Here is a 22,442-nt window from a genome sequence, read left to right as displayed (position 1 = left end):
CGGTACCACGACCGGCCATGTTTGTTGCAATGGTCACGGTTCCGGCCTGACCAGCTTCGGCAACGATATCGGCCTCTTTCTGGTGCATTTTCGCGTTCAATACGTTGTGTTTAATTCCGCGTAGTTTAAGCATGCGGCTTAACAATTCCGAAATCTCAACAGAGGTAGTACCTACCAATACCGGACGGCCCGCTTGCGGCTGCAATTGCCCTGTTTCAGGATTAACCGCAGGGATTAAAGCACCTTTAGCATCCAATTTTGGTACAGCTCTTCCTGTTTGATCGTATTTAACAACAGGTTTACCATCTTTTTGCTTGATGTTACCTTCCTTATCTGTTTCATACTCTGTTTCGTAATGAGAATATGGGAACACAAGGTATTGTATCTCTGCCGCAACAGCATTATATTTTTCGCGAACGGTACGGTAAACATAATCCTGCTCATCAATCCTCGAGATATTTCTGTTGGTAGGGATCTCTACTACATCCAGTTTATAGATCGACCAGAACTCACCAGCTTCCGTGGTTGCAGTACCCGTCATACCGCAAAGTTTGTGGTACATACGGAAATAGTTCTGCAAAGTTACAGTTGCATAAGTTTGGGTAGCATCCTCAACCTTTACATTTTCTTTTGCCTCAATTGCCTGGTGTAAACCATCAGAGTAACGGCGACCATCCATAATACGGCCGGTTTGCTCATCTACAATCTTGATTTTTCCTTCGTCGATGATGTATTCTACATCAATTTCGAATAAGGTATAAGCTTTTAATAACTGGTTAACCGAGTGGATACGTTCGGCTTTAACAGAATAATCGCGCATTAAAGCATCTTTTTGAACAACCTTATCTTCTAAGGCGACATCAGATTTTTCAAGCTCGGCAATTTCGGTACCTACATCAGGTAATACGAAGAAATGTGGATCTTCGCCCGATTGGGTAATCAGTTCGATACCTTTTTCGGTTAATTCAACCTGGTTATTTTTTTCATCGATATAGAAATACAATTCAGAATCTACCTTAGGCATATTCTTGGATTGATCTGCCATATAGTGGTTTTCGGTTTTTAATAATAAACCACGGATACCACTTTCACTTAAAAATTTAATCAAAGCTTTGTTTTTTGGTAAACCACGATAAGCACGTAATAAAGCCAAACCACCTTCACCTTCTTCAGTTCCGCTGTTACCGGCATTGATTAATTTTTTAGCCTCGTTTAACGCCTGGGTTACATAAGCTTTTTGTGCATTAACCAAACGCTCTATACGTGGTTTTAACTCATAAAACTCATGTTCATCTCCACGTGGAATCGGACCAGAAATAATTAAAGGGGTACGGGCATCATCAATTAAAACTGAATCGACCTCATCCACCATGGCAAAGTGCAACTTGCGTTGTACCAACTGATCTGGTGTTTGCGACATATTGTCACGCAGGTAATCGAAACCGAACTCATTGTTTGTTCCATAAGTAATATCTGCGGCATAAGCTTTTCTTCTCTCTTCAGAGTTTGGCTCGTGTTTATCGATACAATCAACAGTTAAGCCATGGAACTCAAATAATGGGCCGTTCCACTCACTATCCCTGCGTGCAAGGTAATCATTCACGGTAACGATGTGTACACCCTGCCCGGCCAATGCATTTAAATAAGCCGGTAATGTACTTACCAGGGTTTTACCCTCACCGGTAGCCATCTCGGCAATTTTACCGCTGTGCAATACAATACCACCAATTAACTGTACATCGTAATGTACCATGTTCCAGGCTACTTCCGTTCCGGCAGCATCCCATTTATTGGCCCATTGCGCTTTATCACCTACAATTTTTACATTGTTTCTTCTTGCAGCATAATCCCTGTCGAATTGAGTGGCTGTAACTTCTAAATAATCGTTTTCGCTTAAACGGCGTGAAGTTTCTTTAATTACAGCAAAAGCCTCTGGAAGGATTTCCAAAAGTACTTTTTCCAATTCTGCATCGCGGTCTTTACCTAAAGCATCAACCTGATCGTAAATGGCTGTTTTTTGGTGAAGATCTAATTCTTCACTTTCTGCTTCAGTTTTTAAAGCAGAAATTTTTCCATCGATATCGGTTAAGAATGCAGAAATCTTCTCTTTAAATTCGATGGTTTTACCACGTAACTCGTCGTTGCTAAGCGCCGAAAGTTTACTGTAGTGTTCGTTAATTTTTACAACCAAGGGCTGAATAGCCTTTATATCTCTTTCTGATTTACTTCCGAAAATCTTCGCTAAAAATCCTAACATTATATTTTAAATCGTATTTATTATTAAAAAATGGTGTGTTACAACAACCAAGCCATTGTCGTCCTTAAGTCAGATTGGCAGTTGTTGGTATAAATGAGGGGTAAAATCCTATAAAAGATTTATGAGTGAAGGATAAACTATGGACTGTTGTTCTTCGGTTTTTTCCTGATCGTTAAATCTGCGATAACCTGGTTTACGCATACGTATTTTTCGACTTTTAATTGAGGCTGAACGCCAATTAAAGCCAGTTTTGTATAGGATAAAAGGTATGGATTACGATGTTCGTTAAGCTGACTAGATGTTTCGCCAGCCGCATTAACACTGATTTTGCATTCTTTACAATATTCGTTCAATATCCTTAGCCCTTCAACACGTTCGGCTTTTGCCAAATGTGTTAAGCTAAAAAATACAAGCGATATGGTAACAAAGTGTTTCATTAATAGCGGCAAAGCTAGTTTTAATCTTTTATAATATAAAACGAAATCTGCCTAAAGCAAAAAGCGTGCCCCTATCCGTCTATCGACACCTTTCCCCTGAAAGGGAAAGGCTCGAGGAAAATATTTATCGCACCCTGCTATCGAATCATGCTATCTGCACCCTGCCATCCGGCATAGGAGATGATGGAAAGATAAAACGTTAAAGCTTTTGCACACCCATTCAATCAGCACTGCCCCGAGGCAGCACGCCCTCCCCGATTTTTCATCGGGGGCTTGTGCTGGCGACCAAAAAGCTTTGACGAATTTATCCGACATCAGATCCAAGCCTTTCAGTTATGCCTTGTTTGTTGTTTGTTTTTATTGGTAGCCATGCTTTCGCTGCGCTCAGGTTTGTTTCTTTTCTATCAAGAGAAAAGAAAGAGCCCCCTCGGCGGCGGCGAGCCGAGGCAAGACTGTGTAAGGGGAAAAATATCGCGCACATCCCCTATCCATCTACCGACACCTTTCCCCTGAAAGGGAAAGGCTCGAGAAAGCTTTAACGGTTCAAATCTCGTGTTTGTCGATACAATTGTTACAGTTAAACCCTTTTGCTGCAACTTTAATCCAACGAAACAAAACGCATTGACTATGGAAAGAAAAAATTTCATTAGAAGCTTAATGATCGGAGCTATCTCAACTCCAGTGATTATTGAGGCCTGCAAAAAAAGCAGCATTACCGACGGGGCGGATACATCGGGATCGGGCACTGCCGGAACAACAGTCAGCACCAACGGAACCTGTACGGTAGCACCTACAGAAACCGAAGGACCTTTCCCCACAAAAGTGCCGGCATCGTACGTACGTAGTGATATTACCGATGGCCGTAACGGTTACAAATTAACCGCGAAAATTACGATTGGCAACCTGAATAACAGCTGCGCAGGCCTGGCCGGAGCTATAGTCGACATCTGGCATTGCGATGCAGAAGGGAATTATTCTGAATACGGAGGCAGCGGTATGCAAAGTACGAATTACCAATCGGTACATTTTTTACGTGGCAGGCAAACTACCGATGCTAACGGATTGGTAACTTTTACGTCCATTTTTCCGGGTTGGTACAGTGGTCGTGCCACACATATCCATGTACATGTTTACAATGCAGCAGGCACCTCCTTAATGGTTACACAGATTGCTTTTCCGGAAGGTGCCGGAACATCGGTGGCATTGGTAAATGGCTACAGCAAAGGTCTAACTGGTTATACCTATAACAACGCCGACAATGTATTTAGTGATGATAAAACAGGTATAGAAATCGCAACGGTTAGCGGAACGCTGGCAGCGGGTTTCGAGCTTACCTTTAAAGTAAATGTTAAAGCATAGTATATCCTTATAATTGTTTTATTTTTATGAAGGCGCTAGGAATTCTTAGCGTCTTTTTTAATTTTATGCCATGTCGAAAAAAGTGATTACGCTATGCTACCGGAAAATTATCGATGCAGGCAACACGGGTTATTGGGATAAGTTGGTACACGAAGATAGTTTTGCAGAGTTTAAAATGCAGGCACAGTTTTATAACCAGGAACAGCAGTTTACTACTTTTGCCGAAATACTGTTGAATGTACCCGAAGCAGAGAAACTACATTTCTTAGTGAGCGCAGCTATTACAGGATATTTACGGCAGCTGAATGGAATTATCCCCGACATATTGGATAACCTGGGCAGGCGCTTCTTGACTTTTGAAAATTTTAAGTTCGAACTCATCAATTCGGACATTAACGACCCTGAGAAACACAAAGTAGCCGTAAATTTCTTTTCGAAACCATTAATATGGCACGATACAATCGATAATTTGCTTTTGGTATCACAGTTTAAAGAAAACAATGAGGAAGAAATTTTCACCAACCTTTTTCAGTTACAGCCTTTTGTTAGCATTCATTCGATAAAAAACATTGATTAAAATGGGACTTAATCCAGGGAAAATATTTTTGGCCGATCAGCGCGGAATAACCGAAACTTCGGTATTAAGAAGGTACAGTACTTTTAATTTTGAGAAATATTACAATGAGCATAAAGAAGCCTTTGGCGATTTATTTTTATGTAACGATGAATCTGTTGCAGGTGGAAAAGTAACTTTTTTTCTCTGCAAGGAAGATTCTTTGCAGCTATTTATGCCCATTACCGGTGCGATGGATATTGTTGCCAACGGGAAAGAATTTGCATTAGAAACCGGACAGGTACAGGTATTGAATATGGGAAAGGGCGAAGTGCTCGAAATCAGCAATCCTTACCCCAACGATGTGATCAATTATATCCAATTGGGTATTAAAACCGATATGTTTTTAATGCGGGCAAGCGAAATGCTTTTCAATTTCGATTTCGAACAAAACAAGAACCAGTTAATCGAAATTATAGCCAACCCGAAATTACCCTTTAAATTAAGTGCAGGTATTTTTGCCGGCAGAGAAGAGGTTGTTTATAAAATGCAGCGCAAGCATCACCAATTTTATGCCTTTGTTATCGATGGTGCTTTCGAAATTGAAGGACGTTTACTGCATGCAAGAGATGGCCTTGCCCTTTGGGATATTGAACAGATAGAACTGGAAGCGTTGAGTAATAACGCAATTGTAGTAATTTTGGAATTTACCCCAAACCCCTGAAGGGGCTTTGAGTGTGAAGTCAGATGTTACCATCTGACTTAGCTGATACTTTCCTTTTTTCTGTACCTCCGTGCTTTAGTTTTTCCCGCAGATTTTAGAAGATTAACGCAAATAAGTTAGTTGCCATTTTGATTGAATAGAGATTAAATCCTCCGTGTTTTCAGTGCCTCCGTGGCAAAAAATTAAACCATAGAAACAATAAGGTCTTAGCGAGACGCTAAGACCAGTGCGGTTATGGTAATATCTACACCATGCAGATTCTGAAACAAGTTCAGAATGACGGTTGGCGAGAAAATGTATTTTACTAATAGATTTCTCCGCTCCCGAATGTTCAGGACAAGTTACGGTCGAAATGACGAATAGCAATGGAAATGACAGGCACCGAGATAAAACTCCCCATCATCCATCCTACATCTCCCCTCTTACATCACTTAAACACTACTTCCGTAGCGCCATAGCCGAATTTTTCTTTCCGCGCATCCATATAGGTTTTTACATGTGGGTTTTTACTGATCAGTTTATGGATTTTATCCCTCAAAGTACCATTCCCAGAGCCGTGGATAAAAACAATTTTATCGAAATGATGCACTACCGCAGCATCCATTGCATGCTGGAAATAGTTGATCTGTATCTGCAACATTTCATCTGCTTCTAAAAAATGATGATCATCCCTTAATTTTTCGATATGCAGATCAATTTCTTTCTGCGGAGCCTCGACCGTTCTTTTCTCTTCAGCAGACTTGAAAAAACTCTCTTTTAATTTCTGTGCATCAATGGTTACCGGAACCAGATCGTCTAAACGGATCAACCAGCCTTTATTTTTTAATTGGGGAAGTTCTTTTTGCTCCGTGCTAAAATCCTTTGCCCTAAATTTTTTACGGATAACCAGTGGATCGATCGGTTTAACATCAGCCTTACTGAATACCAGCACCTGAAAGTTAAATTCGGGCCAAAGATCAAGATCGGCAAGCGAAGCAGAATAAACCAAAGTAGAAGCATAAGCTTCGATGATACCATGAAAAGCACCTGCATATTTTTCTTTCCGCTCGGTAGTCAAACTTACCAACAAAATATTCGGCGAATGGTTCTGCAGGTGAAAATGCACCACATTACCAGCCTTATCATCAGTAGCAACAGCTACATAAATGCCATTTTCGATTTTGCTTACGCTGGGTATATTTACCTGGATCGGTTTAGGTGTATCCAATTCTTCGGCAACCACACCATGTCCATGTACAGAGGTTAAATTACCTATCGAAACAGGAATTTCAAAGCCATCTTCATCGGTAACACCCAAAGTTTGTGCATCGATAATTTTAGTTACATAACCTTCGCGTTTTTCATCAACAAAACGCACAAAATCTCCCAGTTTGAATTTCATCTCTCTATATTTTAAGCAAAGGTTTTTTTATTTATTCAGTTATCTAACAAAGAACAGTATTTTCTAACACTATATCTTCAGACTACGGACTTTCGACTGGGGACTAATGACGGGTATCGTTACCGTGGTAAATACTCAGGTAACTTTCGTACCTCGAAATCGCAATTTCTCCTTCATTTACTGCTTCAATAACTGCGCAGCCGGGTTCGTTAACATGCCTGCAATTGTTAAAGCGGCAATTGTGCGAGGTTTTAAAAATTTCCCTAAAAAAATGCCCAAGTTCTTCCTTTTCGATGTCGATAATCCCTAATTCCCTGATTCCCGGCGAATCAACAATAAAACCACCCTGCGGCAGCTCAAACATTTCGGCAAAAGTGGTGGTGTGCTGCCCTTTGTCACTCCAATCTGAAACCTCCCCAGTTCTCAGATCATGGTTGGGCAATAATGCATTGATCAAACTTGATTTTCCTACTCCCGAATGCCCCGAAATGAGCGTAATTTTATCGGTGATCAATTCTTGTATAACCGGAACGTTTGTGCCTTTTAATGCCGAAACTTCATAACAGGCATAGCCGATATTTTCGTAAATATCTTTAAACTCCTGCAAAATCTCCAACCCCTCTTTACTAAACAGATCGAGTTTATTGAATACGAGTACTGCAGGTACATCATAAGCTTCGGCAGTAACCAAAAAGCGGTCGATAAAACCCAATGAGGTACGTGGCGAGGCAAGCGTAACCACCAGCATGGCCATATCCAGATTGGCAGCCAATATCTGCGCCTGTTTGCTCAGGTTGATGGATTTACGGATGATGTAGTTTTTACGCGGCAGCATTTCGTTGATCAAACCCTGGTTACTGTCTTTTTCAAGCTCAAATTTCACCCGGTCGCCAACCGCAATCGGGTTGGTGGTTTTAAGTCCTTTAATCCTGAATTTACCCACTATCCGGCAATCGTAGCGTTCGCCATTATCGGCCAGAACACTATACCAGCTTCCTGTAGATTTGATAACTAATCCCTGCATATTTGCGGTAAAGGTATGAATATGATTTCATTGGCAGAAACTGCTCTGGTGGCAATGTTATTAATTTAAGCCATTAAACAGATAAAAAGGATGCACACAGATATAAATCCGTGTTTATCTTTGTGCATCCCCGCCTGACCGGCAGGGGAGGTGTGGTTAAAAACTCTGAACTTAAAGATATTTTATTATCTACCAAATATCTTACATAAATACAACGCTTTAAAAGGCAAAAAACCTAAATTTGCGACAACAAAAATCAAAATATAATGAGTTTCAGAATAGAACACGATACCATGGGCGAGGTGCAGGTACCTGCCGACAAATACTGGGGTGCACAAACCGAACGCTCACGCAATAACTTTAAAATCGGCCCCGAAGGTTCAATGCCGAAAGAAATTATCCACGCTTTTGGATACCTGAAAAAAGCAGCAGCTTTGGCCAATACCGAACTAGGTGTATTGCCTGCAGAAAAAGCAGAATTGATCGCTAAAGCCTGTGATGAAATTATTGCCGGCCAGTTGGACGATCAGTTTCCATTGGTAATCTGGCAAACCGGTTCGGGTACACAAAGTAACATGAACGGAAACGAGGTAATTGCCAACCGTGCGCATGTAATTAACGGAGGTGCACTTGCTGATGACAAAAAAGTACTTCACCCTAACGATGATGTAAATAAATCACAATCATCAAACGATACTTTCCCTACTGCGATGCACATTGCAGCTTATAAACTTACTGTAGAAAATACCATTCCTGGTTTAGAACTGTTAAGAAATACCTTAGCCAAAAAAGTGGAAGAATTTGCCGGAATTACCAAAACCGGACGTACACACTTTATGGATGCTACGCCACTTACCCTTGGACAGGAGTTTTCGGGTTATGTACAACAGATCGAGAACAGCATCAGGGCCATTAAAAATGCTTTGGTAATGGTTGCTGAATTGGCTTTGGGTGGCACTGCTGTGGGTACTGGCTTAAATACACCAAAAGGATACGATGTTTTAGTGGCTAAAAAAATTGCCGATTTAACAGGATTACCTTTTGTTACGGCTCCAAATAAATTTGAAGCTTTAGCAGCACACGATGCAATGGTGGAACTTTCGGGTGCATTAAAACGTACTGCGGTTGCTTTAATGAAAGTAGCTAACGATGTAAGAATGTTAAGCTCTGGTCCACGCTGCGGCATCGGCGAAATCGTAATCCCTGATAACGAACCGGGATCATCCATTATGCCGGGTAAAGTTAACCCAACACAACCGGAAGCATTAACCATGGTTTGTGCACAGGTAATCGGTAATGATGTAGCTGTTTCGGTAGGCGGTATGAACGGCCATTTCGAACTTAACGTATTTAAACCGGTAATTGCAGCCAATGTATTGCAATCGGCACGTTTAATCGGCGATGCCTGCGTTTCTTTTACCGTAAAATGTGCAGAAGGAATTACCGCTAACCTACCTGAAATCGAGAAACACCTTCAAAATTCTTTGATGCTGGTTACGGCTTTAAATCCACATGTTGGTTACGAAAATGCAGCTAAAATTGCTAAAAAAGCGCATAAAGAAAATAAAACCTTAAAAGCAGCAGCGGTAGAACTTGGTTTATTAACAGCCGAGCAGTTTGATGAGTGGGTACGTCCCGAAGATATGGTTGGCAGCTTAAAATAAGCTAACAATTTAACCGCTAAGGTGTTAATACCTTAGCGGTTGATATAAATGCCGCTCATGGGATAGGTTAGAAACAAAACATTAAATAATAAACAATATGGACTCGATATTCGCAACAATGATCAGCATGGTATCCATCATCGCACCCTGCATTGTATTTGGGGCATGTTGCTATTATTTATCAAAGAAAACAGCTGTTGAGGCTATATTAATGGCAATTGGGTCAGGGTTAGGATTACTTATCCACGTATTTTACCTTTTGATGCCTTTTTTAATGAACAGTAAAAACCTTCCCTATACCGATGTTTCGAAATATTACACGGTAGCCGGCATTATCAGTTTTATTACAGGTATGTGTTTTGCAGCCGGCTTTTTAATCCTGATTATCAACACCTTTAAAAAGAATCAGGTCGTTAACGATCAGTTCCCTAAAAGCATCGATTAATAACACAATGAACAAACCGCATCCTGGCTTAAGGGTTTTCTACATTATCCTTTTTACATTATCCATTTTACATATAGCATGTAGTCCGAGGGCAAATATCCAGGGCAAGGGCGAAGATTTTATGCAGGGTGTTTGGAACGAAGATTCGGTTGCTTTTAGCAAAAAACTGAGCAATTATACACAGCATCACTTTAAATTTACCTGCGATTCGGTTTATATCGATATGGTTACCCATAGCAAAGTAAACCTCTACGAAGATTCCTGCTACAACAACGGCATCTGGAAAGAATATGCCAAAGGCGTTTACGCGGTAAGGGGCGATACGTTATTTATTGGCGCTACTTTTACACATGCCAATTACAAACAAAAAATATCGGGCTGCTACCGTATCGGTAGGTACGAAAAAAATTTCCTGATCAAAAAACATTCGGCAGATACCTTATCTTTAGAAGGTTTAAGTGATCAACGCGAAATTAAATTAATCCTCAAACAAAAAATTACCTGCATCCCAAAAGAATTATAAAATGATTTTAGCATCAATTAAAAAGAAATTAACCACTGCCATTGCTGTTGGTTTTCTCGCTTATTTACCTATTCAGGCAAATGCCTGGGGTACTATTGGCCACCGTGTGGTTGGCGAAATTGCCGATAGTTATTTAAAGGCAAAAACACGCAAGGCCGTACAGGATATTTTGGGCTACGAAACTTTGGCCATGAGCGCCAACTGGGGCGATTTTATTAAATCAGACTCCACTTACAATTACATGTACAACTGGCACTTTGTTAACCTTCCGGCAGGACTGAACAAAGACGGCGTTTACAACTTTCTGGAAACCGAAAAATCGCCTAACCTTTTCAATAAAATCCCCGACCTGATTGCGGTTTTAAAGAAAGCCAGCAGCACAGCCGATGAGAAAAAACTGGCTTTACGCATGCTTGTTCACCTGGCTGGCGATTTATGTCAGCCTATGCACGTTGCCCGTAAAGAAGATTTAGGCGGAAACCGTGTTTCAGTACTTTGGTTTAACGAAAAATCGAACATCCACAAAGTATGGGATGAGCAATTGATCGATTACCAACAGTTAAGTTATACCGAATATGCAAAAGCCATTAACCACGCATCGGCAGTGCAGCTTTACAACTGGCAGAACACAAGCCTGAAAGATTGCATTTTCGAATCGTATACGGTTTGCAACAAAATTTACGACACCACCAAACCAGATTCGAAATTAAGCTACCGTTATAATTTCGAATGGATCGATACCGTTAACAATCAACTCTTAAAAGGCGGTGTGCGCCTGGCAAAAATGCTGAACGATATTTACGGATAAATTATCTTATCATTATTCGATGCCCCAATGCTAACAGGCTTGGGGCTTTTTTTTGCCTGATACCTTTATTATTTCAGGACGTCACCCTGAATTCATTTCAGGGTCTATTTTGCAGGAAAGATGCTGAAATAAATTCAGCATGACGGTCGCGATATAGGACGCACAATTAAAAATTAAATCATTACAATTAAATATAAATACGTTTTGAGCGGAACAATACTACATATACCGTAACTTACGTGTTTACATTAAAACCCAAATAACATTGAAAATTTTAATGGTTTGCCTCGGTAACATCTGCCGTTCGCCACTGGCCGAAGGCATTATGCAGCACCTGGCAGATGAAAAACATTTAAACTGGAAAATTGCTTCGGCAGGAACAGGTAACTGGCATATTGGTAAAGCGCCTGATCACAGGAGTATCGCTGCCGCTAAAGCAATGGGTTACGATATCAGCAAACAACGGGCGCAGCAGTTTAACCATTCGATGTTTGCCCGGTACGACCTGATTTTAGTAATGGACAGGAACAATTTAGCGGATGTAAAAAATCTGGCTAAAACCGATGAAGAGCGGAAAAAAGTTAAACTTTTTCTTGATAACGACGAAGTTACAGACCCATATTGGGATAATGCGCTGTTTAGCCCTGTTTGCAAACAGGTTGAGGAAAGATGTATGGAAATTATCAAACAACTTTCTTAAATTTAAGGCTTACAATTCATCATCCTAACCAAGTTTAAAAAATGAAAAAATACCTATCCCTGTGTTTATTAATCGCATCTGTATTTTTATTCCAGGCATTTACCACCGCAAAAAAACCGGCCAAAGTTTTGGTTTTTTCCAAAACAAAAGGTTTCAGACACAATTCTATCGAACTCGGCAAAGAAATCATTCAGAAATTGGGAACAGAACATCACTTTGATGTAGATACCACCGAAAATGCTGATCTATTTACCGAAGATAACCTTAAAAACTACGCAGCCGTTATCTTTTTAAGCACAACAGGTGATGTACTCGATAACAAACAACAGGTTGCTTTCGAAAGGTATATCCAGGCAGGCGGAGGTTATGTGGGTATCCACGCCGCAACCGATACAGAATACGACTGGCCTTGGTACGGCAAATTGGCCGGAGCTTATTTTACCAGTCACCCGGCCGTGCAGGAAGCGAAATTTATCATTAAAGATAAAAAACATCCATCTACCAAATTCTTTACCGATTCGGTTTGGATGAGAAAAGATGAGCTTTATAACTTTAAAGATATTAACCCCGATATAAAAGTGCTCATTACTTTGGACGAAAAATCATATACAGGTGGCAAAAACGGCGATTTTCATCCTTTTAGCTGGTACCATAACTTTGATGGCGGCAGGGCGTTTTACACCTGTATGGGCCACACCAAAGAAGGTTGGGCTGAAGATAAATTCCAGAAACATTTATGGGGAGGCATTGAATATGCCATTGGCAAACAGAACAAATTAGATTACAGTAAAGCCCACTCTAAATTCTAAATATAACATTGGGCTTGTTCAATTTTCAATCAGCAAGCTCAATGTTCATCACTTTTTCACTTTCTTATAATTAACCAGATAAATATAGTTAAGCATACAGAAAGACGCAATTGCCCCAAAAGTATGCCATAAAAAGTGTGTACCCATGCTCAATATATCCCATTTATCTGCAATGCGGAAAGTGAGTGCAAATATGAAAGCAATCAATGCAAAACCTACCCATTTACCATTTTTCCATTCGGTTTTGATCAGGTAACCAAACACAGGGAATAAAACCAGTGCAGCCATAAAAGCATAGTTGATATTAATAAAAATCTGAAAATCGCCATGGCTAAAAAGCCGCCTCACATAAAACTGGAAAAAGGCATAAACTGCTACAATCATCACGGCGAAGTACCATTTGGTAAGCTTCGATAAAAAATAAACCCCGGCCGAAAGGCACAGGAGCATAATAGGCATCCAATCCATCATGATAAAAATGGGCCAGCGCCTTAATCCATGATATGTTGTACCTCCAATTCCACCGATATAAAGCAATACCAGAGCAATACTTAAAAAAGTATGTTGTTTAAACTTCCCCCAAATCTTAATGCTCCAGTACACTGCAATAACCAGGAAAAAGCAACTTGTGATCGTATTTAAAGGTTCGGGAAACAGCTGGCTTAAATTGGTTTCGGTGTACATGGTACCACCATCGGGAGGGTTCTGGATAAAAGCGCTCATGAATAAATAACGTAAGAGAAAATTAAATGTTTGATAAGCTATGTAACGATCAAGATGGAAAAATAATCTGGCTTTTACCTAACCCAACAGGTTAAATATTAATTAACTCTTAGTGTAGCAACGGTAATTATTTGTACTTTAGTTACATCTAAGCTATATTAATTATGAAACCTTTATTGATTCTTTTTTTATTTATTACAACGGCAGTTTATGCACAAACAGCACCAAAACCTTATGGTGCGTTACCCTCTAAAAGGCAATTGGCCTGGCACGACATTGAAGTTTACGGACTGATCCATTTTACGCCAACCACTTTCGAAAATAAGGAATGGGGTTTTGGAGATGCCGATCCGAAAACATTTAATCCAACTGATTTTAACGCTGAGCAGATTATCAAAGCCGCAAAAGCCGGTGGATTGAAAGGCATTATCCTGGTAGCCAAACACCATGATGGTTTTGCCCTGTGGCCAACCAAAACCACTGATTATAATATCAGCAAAAGCCCGTTCAGGGCCGGAAAAGGCAATTTGGTTAAAGAAGTAGAGCAAGCTGTGCGCAAAAACGGTTTAAAGTTCGGCGTATATTGCTCGCCCTGGGACAGGAATAACCCGCTTTACGGTACCGACAAATATCTGGCCATTTACCAGGCCCAGTTAAAAGAGCTTTACAGCAATTTTGGCGAACTTTTTATGAGCTGGCACGATGGCGCTAACGGTGGCGATGGCTATTATGGTGGCGCCAAAGAAAAACGCTCAATTGACAACACTACTTATTACGATTGGAAAAATACCTGGGCCATTACCCGCAAAATGCAGCCAATGGCCAATATTTTTAGCGATATCGGTTTAGATATCCGTTGGGTGGGTAATGAAAATGGAAATGCAGCAGAAACCTCATGGGCTACTTTTACACCCATGGCACCGGATGGGAAAAGTGAAGCCGTTCCTGGACAAGCGAATTATCCGCAAAGTCCTGCAGGCATAAGAAATGGCAAATTCTGGATGCCGGCCGAGTGTGATGTGCCTTTACGGAAAGGATGGTTTTATCATGCCAGCGAACAACCTAAAACACCCGAAAAACTGTTCGACCTGTATTTAAAAAGTGTGGGCAGAGGTGCAGGTTTAGACCTTGGTTTGGCACCTGATACACGCGGACAGTTACACGAAGATGATGTGGCTGCCCTAAAAACCTTTGGCGATATGGTTAAACATACTTTTGAAAACAACCTGGCAAAAAACGCCGGCATTAAAGCAAGCAATAGCCGCGGTAAAATATACAATGCCGCTACCCTGCTTGATCATAACAGGGAAACCTATTGGGCAACAGCAGATGATGTACTTACTGCAGGGATAGAACTGGATTTAAAAACCCCTAAAACTTTTGATATTATCAGTTTACAGGAATATATCCCATTGGGCCAGCGGATTGAAGCTTATACAATTGAAGCATTTGAAAACAATACCTGGAAAAAAATCTATGATGGTACCAGTATCGGAGCAAAACGTTTAATAAAACTCGATAGCCCGGTAACAACCAATAGAGTAAAAATAAACATTACCAAATCTCCGGTTTGTATTACACTGAGTGAAATCGGACTGTACAAAAAAGTGGGTTAAACATTTATTCTTCTGGTTTGTAAATAATTTCGAATACCTGTGCTAAAGCATTAGAGGTTTGTTTGCTATAACGATAAGTACTATCGGCTTTAATATCGCGGTACATTAACATTACCGCACGGTAGGATACCTTGCTTAATTTTATTTTCTCTTCACGTTCTTTTGCATCTTCGGGCCTTAAATTTAAGGCCTGCATTTGCTTAATAATAACCAGATTTCTTTTTGTAGGAATAATACCATCCTGTTTAATCGAAATGAGCTTAACATCTTTTGGTAAAGAGATTTTTAAATTCATGATGCTGTTAAGCGAACCCAGGTTGCCGTTAAAGGTATCCCTTAGTTTACGGTATTCTTCCGTTCCGTATTTCGGACTAAAATGCACCACACCACTAAAGAACATTAAAAATAAAAGCATGGAAACGGCATATCTTGCCCAGGTTTTAATTTCAAAGGCCTTGTCCCATTTATAAGTAAGCAGATAGGTGAAAATAAAGCCTGATACAAAGCCACCTATATGGGCGGCATTATCTACCCTTTTGCCTAAAGCGCCGTTTATCAGCACCAATAACGATACAATTAATGTACTGATCAACAATGCCCTGGTGGCTTTCCGTTCGAAAGTTTTGGTAAGCAATAATGTAATAAAAGCACCATATAAACCCATGATAGCCCCCGATGCACCCATCATTACCCCTTCCTGATGGAAAATTAAACTTACCAAACCGCCGCAGATACCGCTCATTAAATAAATAAAGAGGTACTTTTTCCAGCCCAGTTTATTCTCGATCATTAAACCCAGATAAACCACCGCATACATGTTAAAAAACAAATGCGATTTTGACCCGTGGATAAACTGATAGGTAATTAAACGCCAGTATTCGCCACCTAATACAAGGTTACGCTGATTGACACCAAAATTTAACGATATCCGCTTTAGTTCTTCTATAAATTCATTATCAAAATTACCTCCATTTCTAACAAACTGATACCTCAGGTAAAATATGGTGAACAGAACCATCGCCACATAATAAAACACATTCAGGAGAACCAAAATAGGTGTTACCGTATAGCCTTTTTGCGGAAAAAACAGGAATAATACATTTTTGATCTTATTTTTGGTTGCTAAAGGCGCCTTTTCGAAATAATGATCGTCCTGCGTTTCTATAAACCGGTGGAATTTAATCAGATTCTCTTCCCAAACATCTTTCAGATGGAACTCTACATACTCAAACTCGTGAAAAAATTTTTCGAGGTTTAAATTGTTCTTGCCATAATCGTTAAAAAGCATTTGGATACCAACACACTCGCTTTTAACCACTGCAAAGTTCCCATGGATGCGGATAGATATTTCTTCGCTATACGATTGAAAAGATATCGGGGTATAAGCGATTAAGCCGGTTTCGGAAACATGGCTCAAACTCCAGCCCAGATTTTCAATAGCCTGTTTGGCAACAATTAAATATTTATCTGCCGGAAAATCGGCCAAAGGAATATATTTTTCAATTTTAGGCGAGTAACCCCAACTTATCAACATTAGCGCGTTAATTTTTTTTCGCCTCTAAGATAATATAAGGTGAAAGATTTTTGCTCTCAAATGGGATAATCTTGGTAAATATTTTTCCGGTAAGCCAAACTGCTTTTTTAAAAAGGCGCACACCGGTCGATTTTTGATCTTCGTTTTCCAACCAAACGCTAAAACGGCCAAAATAGCCTGATTTCACTTCTTTAAGTCCGGCCTGCTCGCAGATCGATTTCAGCAACGCAGGATCCATGCTATCGATATTGTGTTTATCGTAATTTTCTTTATCGAAATTCTTCTGGAACCAACCGTTAACGGCTTTAAAATTTGGCAGGGTGATAAATAAAGTTCCTCCCGGTTTTACAAAAGATATGTGGCGGTTAATAATGTCGGCTGTATCGTTAAAATGTTCTATTAAACCACAGCTTAACACCAGATCGTACTGTTTTTCGGGTATATAATTAAAAAGATCGGTTTCGATGATATGGATATCCTTTTCAGTTAAATCATTCTTCTCCAAAAGCTCCTTTACCACAGGTGGATGAACAAAATAATCCAGAAGGGTAACATCGAGCTTAAAATATTTTTTCAGGAATACGGCATAATAACCAGGGAAACCACCCAGTTCGATAGCCGTTTTAACATGGTCTTTCTGGATCACATCAGCCAGCTGGCGGTGAAATAAATAGTTTGAGGGTAACTGAACCGCGAGTCCTTTTTTACTTTCCCAATAATTTACCCAAAAAGCCCTGTCGGTTAATAAATTTGCCATGTTTTAAATAATTCCAATCCCAAAGAAACGGAAAAATCTGGTTAATTGCCTAAAGTGGTTAACTGTTTAAATTGTTAAAGTTTTCGATTGCTGGATTGTTAAATTGTTTGATTGCTAATTTAAGCGAACACTAAACCCAATAGTTTTTTCATATTGTTGATTGTTAAATTGCTATACGCATTGCTGGATTGTTAAATTGTTTGATTGTCCAGCGATTAGCTAGAAAACGAAAATTGTTTTATGGTCGGTAGTTAACAATATAACAATCCAACCATAAAACAATTTTTCTGCACCAGAACAGTCGCAATAAAACAATCTTTCTGCATCATGCCCGATTAACGGATTTATACAGTTAACCAATTAACCTATCCTCCAGTTAACCCTATTTTAAGTCCTTCAAAATCTCTGCTACTGCTTTCTCCAATTGTGGATCTTTATCGGCCAGGCGGTCTTCGAAAGTGTTTTTTACAAAAATATCAGGTTTTACACCTTCCTTTTCAATGTTTTTGCCATCCATGGTATAACAGCCCCACGATGGTAAACGGTAAGAAGAACCATCTACCAAACCTTTGGCCGAAGTAAAAATAATCCAGCGGTAAGTTTCGGTACCGATGATTTTACCCAGCTTTAACTGTTTAAAACCTGCGGCGGTCATTTCTGCATCACTTAACGATTGCTCGTTAACCAACAATACAATCGGTTTTACGGCCGGACCAAAATTACTCTGCGGAGCCAGTTTCCCGCCGCGGTATTTCCACTGCAGGTATGGGCGTTGCGAAAGGAATTTCAGCACATCATCGTGTACATTTCCGCCGGTATTGTAGCGGAGATCGAGGATAATGGCTTCTTTATTTTCCTCCTGCGCCACCATATCCAGCAAAAAGCTTTCAAGCTCGCTACCACCCATGTTTTTCATGTAAGAATAAGCAATCCTGTTATTGCTCCATTTATCAACATTCTGGTGGTTTTTGGTAATCCATTCGTCGTAGAGATTCCCACGCAAAGTACCTGAGCTTTCGGGATGCACATTTACATAAACATCTTTTCCGTTGCGTTTAAATGTTAATGTCATTTCGCGGTCCAGCGATGGTTTGCTGAAATAATAATCGCGGTCTATTTTTTCGTCTACTTTAACACCATTTACTTCGGTTAAAATATCGCCGGCCAAAATATTGGTTCCGGTACGGGCGGCATTACTTTTAGCGGCAATGCGTTCTACCTTCAATGGATTTTCGTTATCAAAAATAATTCCGGTTTCGTTGGTAATGTAGTTCAGGTTTTTGCGTTCTTCTGCACCCGAACTGTTAAAGCCCATGTGCGAAGAATTCAGTTCGCCCAGCATATCGTTCAATAAAATCCTTAAATCACTTCTGTTGTTTACGTAAGGTAGGTATGCAGCATAACGCGTTCTCATTTTATCCCAATCTACTCCGTGGAATTTTTCATCATAGAAATTTTCATCCAAGCCTACCCAGGTTTCGTAAAACATCTGGTTAAATTCTGCATTCAGGTTTCTGGTGAATTTGTAACCATGATCTACCCGATCAAGCTTGTTGCCTTCTAAGGTATATTTGTTGATTGTGCCACGCGATAGCACAAAAAACTTATCACCGGCCGAAACAATCGAATAATCGCCGCCATCGGCAACTTTTTCGGTTTTATTGGCCTCGAAGGGCTCTATCGTAGTGCGGTAAAGTCCTGGTGCCCCACCTTCATGGTTAGATGAATAAAAAACATAGGTTTTATCGCCTTTGGCATAAGCATCTGTTCCAAACTGACCGCCGAAAGAAGGGCCAACCAGTTCTACCCTGTCTAAAATATCCTGCGTATTAATCGTGATTACATTGGCAGGCTTAGGCGTAGGTTTAACTTCAGTTTTCTTTTTAGCGGTATCGGTTTTTCCTTTTTTATCATTTTTATTGTCTGCAGGTTTAACCTCTGCTGGTGCTGGTTTACTTTCTTTAAACAGATCATCGAACTTATCAGAGCGGTAAGGATCATCGTAATTGTTTAAGGCCATGCGGTAAATGTGCGCATTCTGCATCCCGCTTGGATACGAAGGCTTGGTACGGGCACTGGTAAAGAAAATATATTTGCCATCCGGCGACCATGCTGGTCCGGTTTCGGTAACGCCCGTATTGGTTAAATTAATCGTTTTATTGTCTTTAATGTGGTGCACTACAATATCCTGCTCAAAATTGCGGTACACCGTAAAAAGTATATATTCATCATTGGGCGAAAAACTTGGCGCCGAACTCTGTATAGCCCAAAACTCGTCGGTTACCAAAGTTTTGGCATCAAAAGTTTTAAGGTCCATCAATTTAAGCTCGTTTCTGCCGCTTAAATATACAGCCATGGTTTTCGTTTTGTTCAAAGTGATATCGCGTACGTTTGCCTTATCTTTTGTAAGCTGTTTTACAGCACCTTTTCCATCACCGGTAATGGTAAACCAGTTCTGATAACCGTTAGCGGTTTGACTGAACAAAATTGTTTTATTATCGGCCAGCCATTTACATTCCAAAGCACGCTCGCCACTGTTGGTAATCTTGCGGATAAACTTTCCATCTGCATCGCTCACAAATACCTCACCCCGCGAAACAAAAGCCATCTTTTTACCATCGGTAGAAACGTCGAAGGCTGAAATATTGCCCCGTACATCATACTCCTGTTCCTTGCTCAATACCTGGTTACGTGAGGTACTGATGTTGATTTTCTCGGTTTTCTTCGAAGCTACATCGTAAGTATATAACTGATAATCTTTTTCGAACACAACGGTTGCTCCATTTGCAGCAACAAACGGACGTTTAATGGAAGTATCGAAATTGGTTAAACCCGTTTTTTTGCCGTTGATAAAAGTATAAAGGTTGTATTCATCATTGCCTTCATCAGATACAAAAAAGATATTGCCTTTCTGATCAACACTCGTCCAGAAATCTTTTCCGATATAATCTGTATAACGTTTATAATTTTTGGTTTTTGGATTATATGACTGGATATCGGGATTATAAGCACCCTTGTAGTGTTTACGGTTTGCAAAACGGTAACTCTCCCAGGTATCGCTAAAAAACAGTTCTCCCGTTGGCGATTCGGCAATATGGTGCGTGGTATTGAAATAATTATCGAATAACCTCACTGCCGTACCACCATTTACGCCCACTTTATAACTCGAAAAGGAATTATAACGACCAGAGGTAAAATAGATTGTTTTCGAATCCCAGCTCCAGTTATCCACTTCATCACTGGCATCGTTAAAGGTTAACTGTTTAATATCACCTCCTGTTAAAGGCATTACATAAACATCATAATTGCCAAACTGGTTGGAAGAAAAGGCCAACCATTTACCATCAGGAGATATTTTCGGGTTGATTTCTTCGCCCTGCATAGCCGTAACCCTCGATGCTACGCCACCTTTAACCGGAACTTTCCAGATATCGCCATCGTAACTGAATACTATTGTCTGCGCATCGGGCGTTAATGCTGGGTAGGCCGCAAAGTAGGTTTGGCCCTGTGCAAAAGAGTAAACGGGCAACAAAAAGGCTATTGCTGCAACCGATTTTAAGAACGATTTGATCATGATTTATTTTGTTTGGCTTTTGATGCCTCAAAATACGCAACAGATTTTATATTCGTAAACAATAAAATGTATTTTTGATTGATTTGAAAGTAGTACACCTAAATACCTACGATGGAAATGGCGGAGCAGGACGTGCCTGTTTGCGTTTAAGTGATGCCCTTAAGGCAAGTGGAATCGATTCGAAAGTATTGGTTTACTATAAATTTGGCCAAAACCCTAAGGTAGATACCTTTAGTAAATCGCCAATCCAAAAGGCAAGGGCAGTTTATAATATTTTATCGGAAAGGTATTTTGCCAAATGGCTAAGTAAATCGGTAAAAACACCATTTAGCCTGCAATGGTTTGGCCGTTCGGTAATTAACCACCCCGATGTTAAAAATGCAGATATTATCCATTTACATTGGGTAAACCACGGCTTTCTTAACCCTAAGTTTTTAGCACAGCTTGATGAACTGGAAAAACCTATAGTTTGGACTTTTCATGATAGCAATGCTTTTACCGGTGGTTGCCATGTGCGTTATGGCTGCGAAAATTTCCACCATCAATGCGGCAACTGTCCGATTTTAAAAATCAGTGGTAAAAATGATATTTCGCACAAAACCTGGCTGCGCAAACAAAAAGCTTATACCGAATTAAATTTCCACATTGTAGCGCCCAGTAAATGGATGGCCGCATCGGTAAAATTCAGCAGTTTGCTGGGTACAAGGAAAGCTACGGTTATCCCGAATACGATTGAAACAAAAATTTTTAAACCTTATGTTAAATCGGAAGCTAAAAAAATCCTGAAGATCAATCCGGATAAATTTGTGCTGATGAGCGGTTTTATGCCATCCAAAAACGACAAACATAAAGGAACTCCTTATTTGATCGAAGCGCTGGAAATTCTTTCACGCAGAAAGGGAATACAAAAAGAAAATATTGAACTGGTTATTTTCGGAAATAAGGAGAACGCAGAAATGCCCGAATTCCCTTTCAAAACCACATTTTTGGGCACCATTAACAAAGACGATCATTTAGCAAAATGTTATTCGGCTGCCGATGCTTTTATCACACCTTCGCTGGAAGATAATTTACCGAATACGGTTATGGAAAGTTTATCCTGCGCTACACCTGTTATTGCTTTTACTACCGGCGGGATTCCGGATATGGTGAAACACATGCAGAATGGCTATCTGGCTGAATATCAAAATGCCGAAGATCTGGCAAATGGTATCGAATGGTTATACCACCGCCCCAATAAAGAAGAAATCCAAAAAGCGGCACGGTTAAGCATTTTAACCGATTTTTCGGAAGAAGTTATTGCAGCTGAGCATATCCATCTGTATGAAACATTGATTGATTTACAGCCGAAGTAAGAAAATAAAACCTTGATATACAAATAAATAATTTTAGACCAACACTGTTGGACCAATTACAAATCACTGATATTGAGCAAATTGAATTTAGTCCGTCAGTAACGGACCAATTGGAAACATATATTATTGACAAAAGAAAATCGTCATCTCGACCGGAGCAAAGCGAAGCGCCCGCCTGCTTCGGGCAGGGAGAGATCTA

General features: G+C 40.1%; 18 protein-coding genes and 2 pseudogenes. 11 read left to right on the top strand and 9 right to left on the bottom strand.

What is annotated here, in order from left to right; genetic code table 11:
- The 3 genes and pseudogenes from B2V92_RS26570 to B2V92_RS23465 form a co-directional block, all read right to left on the bottom strand.
- Positions 1-196, bottom strand: a pseudogene (locus B2V92_RS26570) (hypothetical protein); the annotation flags it as partial.
- 174 nt (positions 197-370) lie between these two features.
- Positions 371-2,257 (bottom strand): annotated as a pseudogene (gene secA, locus B2V92_RS23470) (preprotein translocase subunit SecA); the annotation flags it as partial.
- 137 nt (positions 2,258-2,394) lie between these two features.
- Positions 2,395-2,694: a hypothetical protein gene (locus B2V92_RS23465; RefSeq protein WP_293312686.1), complete on the bottom strand. Its 300-nt coding sequence runs from the start codon at positions 2,692-2,694 to the stop codon at positions 2,395-2,397.
- 627 nt (positions 2,695-3,321) lie between these two features.
- On the opposite strand from B2V92_RS23465, the gene B2V92_RS23460 reads away from it, so the two are divergent.
- The 3 genes from B2V92_RS23460 (at position 3,322) to B2V92_RS23450 (ending at position 5,330) form a co-directional block, all read left to right on the top strand.
- Entirely contained in the window at positions 3,322-4,053 is a 732-nt protein-coding gene (locus tag B2V92_RS23460; RefSeq protein ID WP_293312684.1) for an intradiol ring-cleavage dioxygenase, read from the top strand.
- 70 nt (positions 4,054-4,123) lie between these two features.
- Positions 4,124-4,630 carry a hypothetical protein gene (locus B2V92_RS23455; RefSeq protein ID WP_293312682.1) on the top strand — a complete coding sequence of 169 codons (507 nt, stop codon included), beginning with the start codon at positions 4,124-4,126 and terminating at the stop codon, positions 4,628-4,630.
- A 1-nt stretch (position 4,631) separates the two neighbouring features.
- The gene (locus B2V92_RS23450; RefSeq protein ID WP_293312680.1) at positions 4,632-5,330 is read left to right on the top strand and encodes a hypothetical protein; all 699 of its coding nucleotides are present in this window, start codon (positions 4,632-4,634) and stop codon (positions 5,328-5,330) included.
- Positions 5,331-5,757: 427 nt separating this feature from the next.
- On the opposite strand, the gene B2V92_RS23445 is transcribed toward B2V92_RS23450, so the two are convergent.
- Together B2V92_RS23445 and rsgA are read right to left on the bottom strand one after the other, a co-directional pair.
- Positions 5,758-6,711: a Smr/MutS family protein gene (locus tag B2V92_RS23445; protein ID WP_293312678.1), complete on the bottom strand. Its 954-nt coding sequence runs from the start codon at positions 6,709-6,711 to the stop codon at positions 5,758-5,760.
- A 103-nt stretch (positions 6,712-6,814) separates the two neighbouring features.
- A complete protein-coding gene (gene rsgA / locus B2V92_RS23440) occupies positions 6,815-7,735 on the bottom strand; it encodes a ribosome small subunit-dependent GTPase A (RefSeq protein WP_293312676.1) in 921 nt (306 codons plus the stop codon).
- A 266-nt stretch (positions 7,736-8,001) separates the two neighbouring features.
- Between rsgA and fumC the strand changes: the two genes are divergently transcribed.
- From fumC to B2V92_RS23410, 6 genes are all read left to right on the top strand, one after another.
- Entirely contained in the window at positions 8,002-9,399 is a 1,398-nt protein-coding gene (gene fumC / locus B2V92_RS23435) for a class II fumarate hydratase (protein WP_293312674.1), read from the top strand.
- Positions 9,400-9,496: 97 nt separating this feature from the next.
- Positions 9,497-9,844 (top strand): hypothetical protein, encoded by a 348-nt coding sequence (locus B2V92_RS23430; RefSeq protein WP_293312672.1) that lies wholly within the window; start codon positions 9,497-9,499, stop codon positions 9,842-9,844.
- 7 nt (positions 9,845-9,851) lie between these two features.
- Positions 9,852-10,367 carry a fumarate hydratase gene (locus B2V92_RS23425; protein WP_293312670.1) on the top strand — a complete coding sequence of 172 codons (516 nt, stop codon included), beginning with the start codon at positions 9,852-9,854 and terminating at the stop codon, positions 10,365-10,367.
- 1 nt (position 10,368) lies between these two features.
- On the top strand, positions 10,369-11,175 hold the full coding sequence (locus B2V92_RS23420; RefSeq protein ID WP_293312669.1) for a S1/P1 nuclease: 807 nt from the start codon (positions 10,369-10,371) through the stop codon (positions 11,173-11,175).
- Between the two features lie 265 nt (positions 11,176-11,440).
- Positions 11,441-11,875, top strand: coding sequence for a low molecular weight protein-tyrosine-phosphatase (locus B2V92_RS23415; RefSeq protein WP_293312667.1), 435 nt, complete (start codon positions 11,441-11,443; stop codon positions 11,873-11,875).
- Between the two features lie 41 nt (positions 11,876-11,916).
- On the top strand, positions 11,917-12,684 hold the full coding sequence (locus tag B2V92_RS23410; RefSeq protein ID WP_293312666.1) for a ThuA domain-containing protein: 768 nt from the start codon (positions 11,917-11,919) through the stop codon (positions 12,682-12,684).
- A gap of 48 nt (positions 12,685-12,732) precedes the next feature.
- Here the strand turns inward: B2V92_RS23410 and B2V92_RS23405 are convergent, their stop codons facing one another.
- Positions 12,733-13,407 (bottom strand): hypothetical protein, encoded by a 675-nt coding sequence (locus tag B2V92_RS23405; RefSeq protein ID WP_293312664.1) that lies wholly within the window; start codon positions 13,405-13,407, stop codon positions 12,733-12,735.
- A 164-nt stretch (positions 13,408-13,571) separates the two neighbouring features.
- On the opposite strand from B2V92_RS23405, the gene B2V92_RS23400 reads away from it, so the two are divergent.
- Positions 13,572-15,023: an alpha-L-fucosidase gene (locus B2V92_RS23400; protein WP_293312662.1), complete on the top strand. Its 1,452-nt coding sequence runs from the start codon at positions 13,572-13,574 to the stop codon at positions 15,021-15,023.
- Positions 15,024-15,027: 4 nt separating this feature from the next.
- Here the strand turns inward: B2V92_RS23400 and B2V92_RS23395 are convergent, their stop codons facing one another.
- From B2V92_RS23395 to B2V92_RS23385, 3 genes are all read right to left on the bottom strand, one after another.
- Positions 15,028-16,557 (bottom strand): rhomboid family intramembrane serine protease, encoded by a 1,530-nt coding sequence (locus B2V92_RS23395; RefSeq protein WP_293312660.1) that lies wholly within the window; start codon positions 16,555-16,557, stop codon positions 15,028-15,030.
- Positions 16,558-16,564: 7 nt separating this feature from the next.
- The gene (locus B2V92_RS23390; RefSeq protein WP_293312659.1) at positions 16,565-17,314 is read right to left on the bottom strand and encodes a class I SAM-dependent methyltransferase; all 750 of its coding nucleotides are present in this window, start codon (positions 17,312-17,314) and stop codon (positions 16,565-16,567) included.
- Positions 17,315-17,696: 382 nt separating this feature from the next.
- Positions 17,697-20,888 (bottom strand): S41 family peptidase, encoded by a 3,192-nt coding sequence (locus B2V92_RS23385; protein ID WP_293312657.1) that lies wholly within the window; start codon positions 20,886-20,888, stop codon positions 17,697-17,699.
- A 74-nt stretch (positions 20,889-20,962) separates the two neighbouring features.
- On the opposite strand from B2V92_RS23385, the gene B2V92_RS23380 reads away from it, so the two are divergent.
- A complete protein-coding gene (locus B2V92_RS23380) occupies positions 20,963-22,243 on the top strand; it encodes a glycosyltransferase family 4 protein (protein WP_293312655.1) in 1,281 nt (426 codons plus the stop codon).
- Positions 22,244-22,442: the final 199 nt, after the last annotated feature.

Source organism: Pedobacter sp. UBA5917, assembly GCF_002432345.1.
In the GTDB taxonomy this organism is placed as follows: domain Bacteria; phylum Bacteroidota; class Bacteroidia; order Sphingobacteriales; family Sphingobacteriaceae; genus Pedobacter.
Note: the sequence above shows the minus strand (reverse complement) of the source record. Positions and strands in the feature narration are given on the sequence as shown.

Excerpts from the sequence above, each read along its gene's own strand:
- fumC (WP_293312674.1), top strand. The coding sequence starts at position 8,002 with ATGAGTTTCAGAATAGAACACGATACCATGGGCGAGGTGCAGGTACCT.
- B2V92_RS23405 (WP_293312664.1), bottom strand. The coding sequence starts at position 13,407 with ATGAGCGCTTTTATCCAGAACCCTCCCGATGGTGGTACCATGTACACC.
- B2V92_RS23410 (WP_293312666.1), top strand. The coding sequence starts at position 11,917 with ATGAAAAAATACCTATCCCTGTGTTTATTAATCGCATCTGTATTTTTA.
- B2V92_RS23455 (WP_293312682.1), top strand. The coding sequence starts at position 4,124 with ATGTCGAAAAAAGTGATTACGCTATGCTACCGGAAAATTATCGATGCA.
- B2V92_RS23420 (WP_293312669.1), top strand. The coding sequence starts at position 10,369 with ATGATTTTAGCATCAATTAAAAAGAAATTAACCACTGCCATTGCTGTT.
- B2V92_RS23425 (WP_293312670.1), top strand. The coding sequence starts at position 9,852 with ATGAACAAACCGCATCCTGGCTTAAGGGTTTTCTACATTATCCTTTTT.
- B2V92_RS23460 (WP_293312684.1), top strand. The coding sequence starts at position 3,322 with ATGGAAAGAAAAAATTTCATTAGAAGCTTAATGATCGGAGCTATCTCA.
- B2V92_RS23385 (WP_293312657.1), bottom strand. The coding sequence starts at position 20,888 with ATGATCAAATCGTTCTTAAAATCGGTTGCAGCAATAGCCTTTTTGTTG.
- B2V92_RS23400 (WP_293312662.1), top strand. The coding sequence starts at position 13,572 with ATGAAACCTTTATTGATTCTTTTTTTATTTATTACAACGGCAGTTTAT.
- B2V92_RS23430 (WP_293312672.1), top strand. The coding sequence starts at position 9,497 with ATGGACTCGATATTCGCAACAATGATCAGCATGGTATCCATCATCGCA.
- B2V92_RS23445 (WP_293312678.1), bottom strand. The coding sequence starts at position 6,711 with ATGAAATTCAAACTGGGAGATTTTGTGCGTTTTGTTGATGAAAAACGC.
- B2V92_RS23450 (WP_293312680.1), top strand. The coding sequence starts at position 4,632 with ATGGGACTTAATCCAGGGAAAATATTTTTGGCCGATCAGCGCGGAATA.
- B2V92_RS23465 (WP_293312686.1), bottom strand. The coding sequence starts at position 2,694 with ATGAAACACTTTGTTACCATATCGCTTGTATTTTTTAGCTTAACACAT.
- rsgA (WP_293312676.1), bottom strand. The coding sequence starts at position 7,735 with ATGCAGGGATTAGTTATCAAATCTACAGGAAGCTGGTATAGTGTTCTG.
- B2V92_RS23395 (WP_293312660.1), bottom strand. The coding sequence starts at position 16,557 with ATGTTGATAAGTTGGGGTTACTCGCCTAAAATTGAAAAATATATTCCT.
- B2V92_RS23390 (WP_293312659.1), bottom strand. The coding sequence starts at position 17,314 with ATGGCAAATTTATTAACCGACAGGGCTTTTTGGGTAAATTATTGGGAA.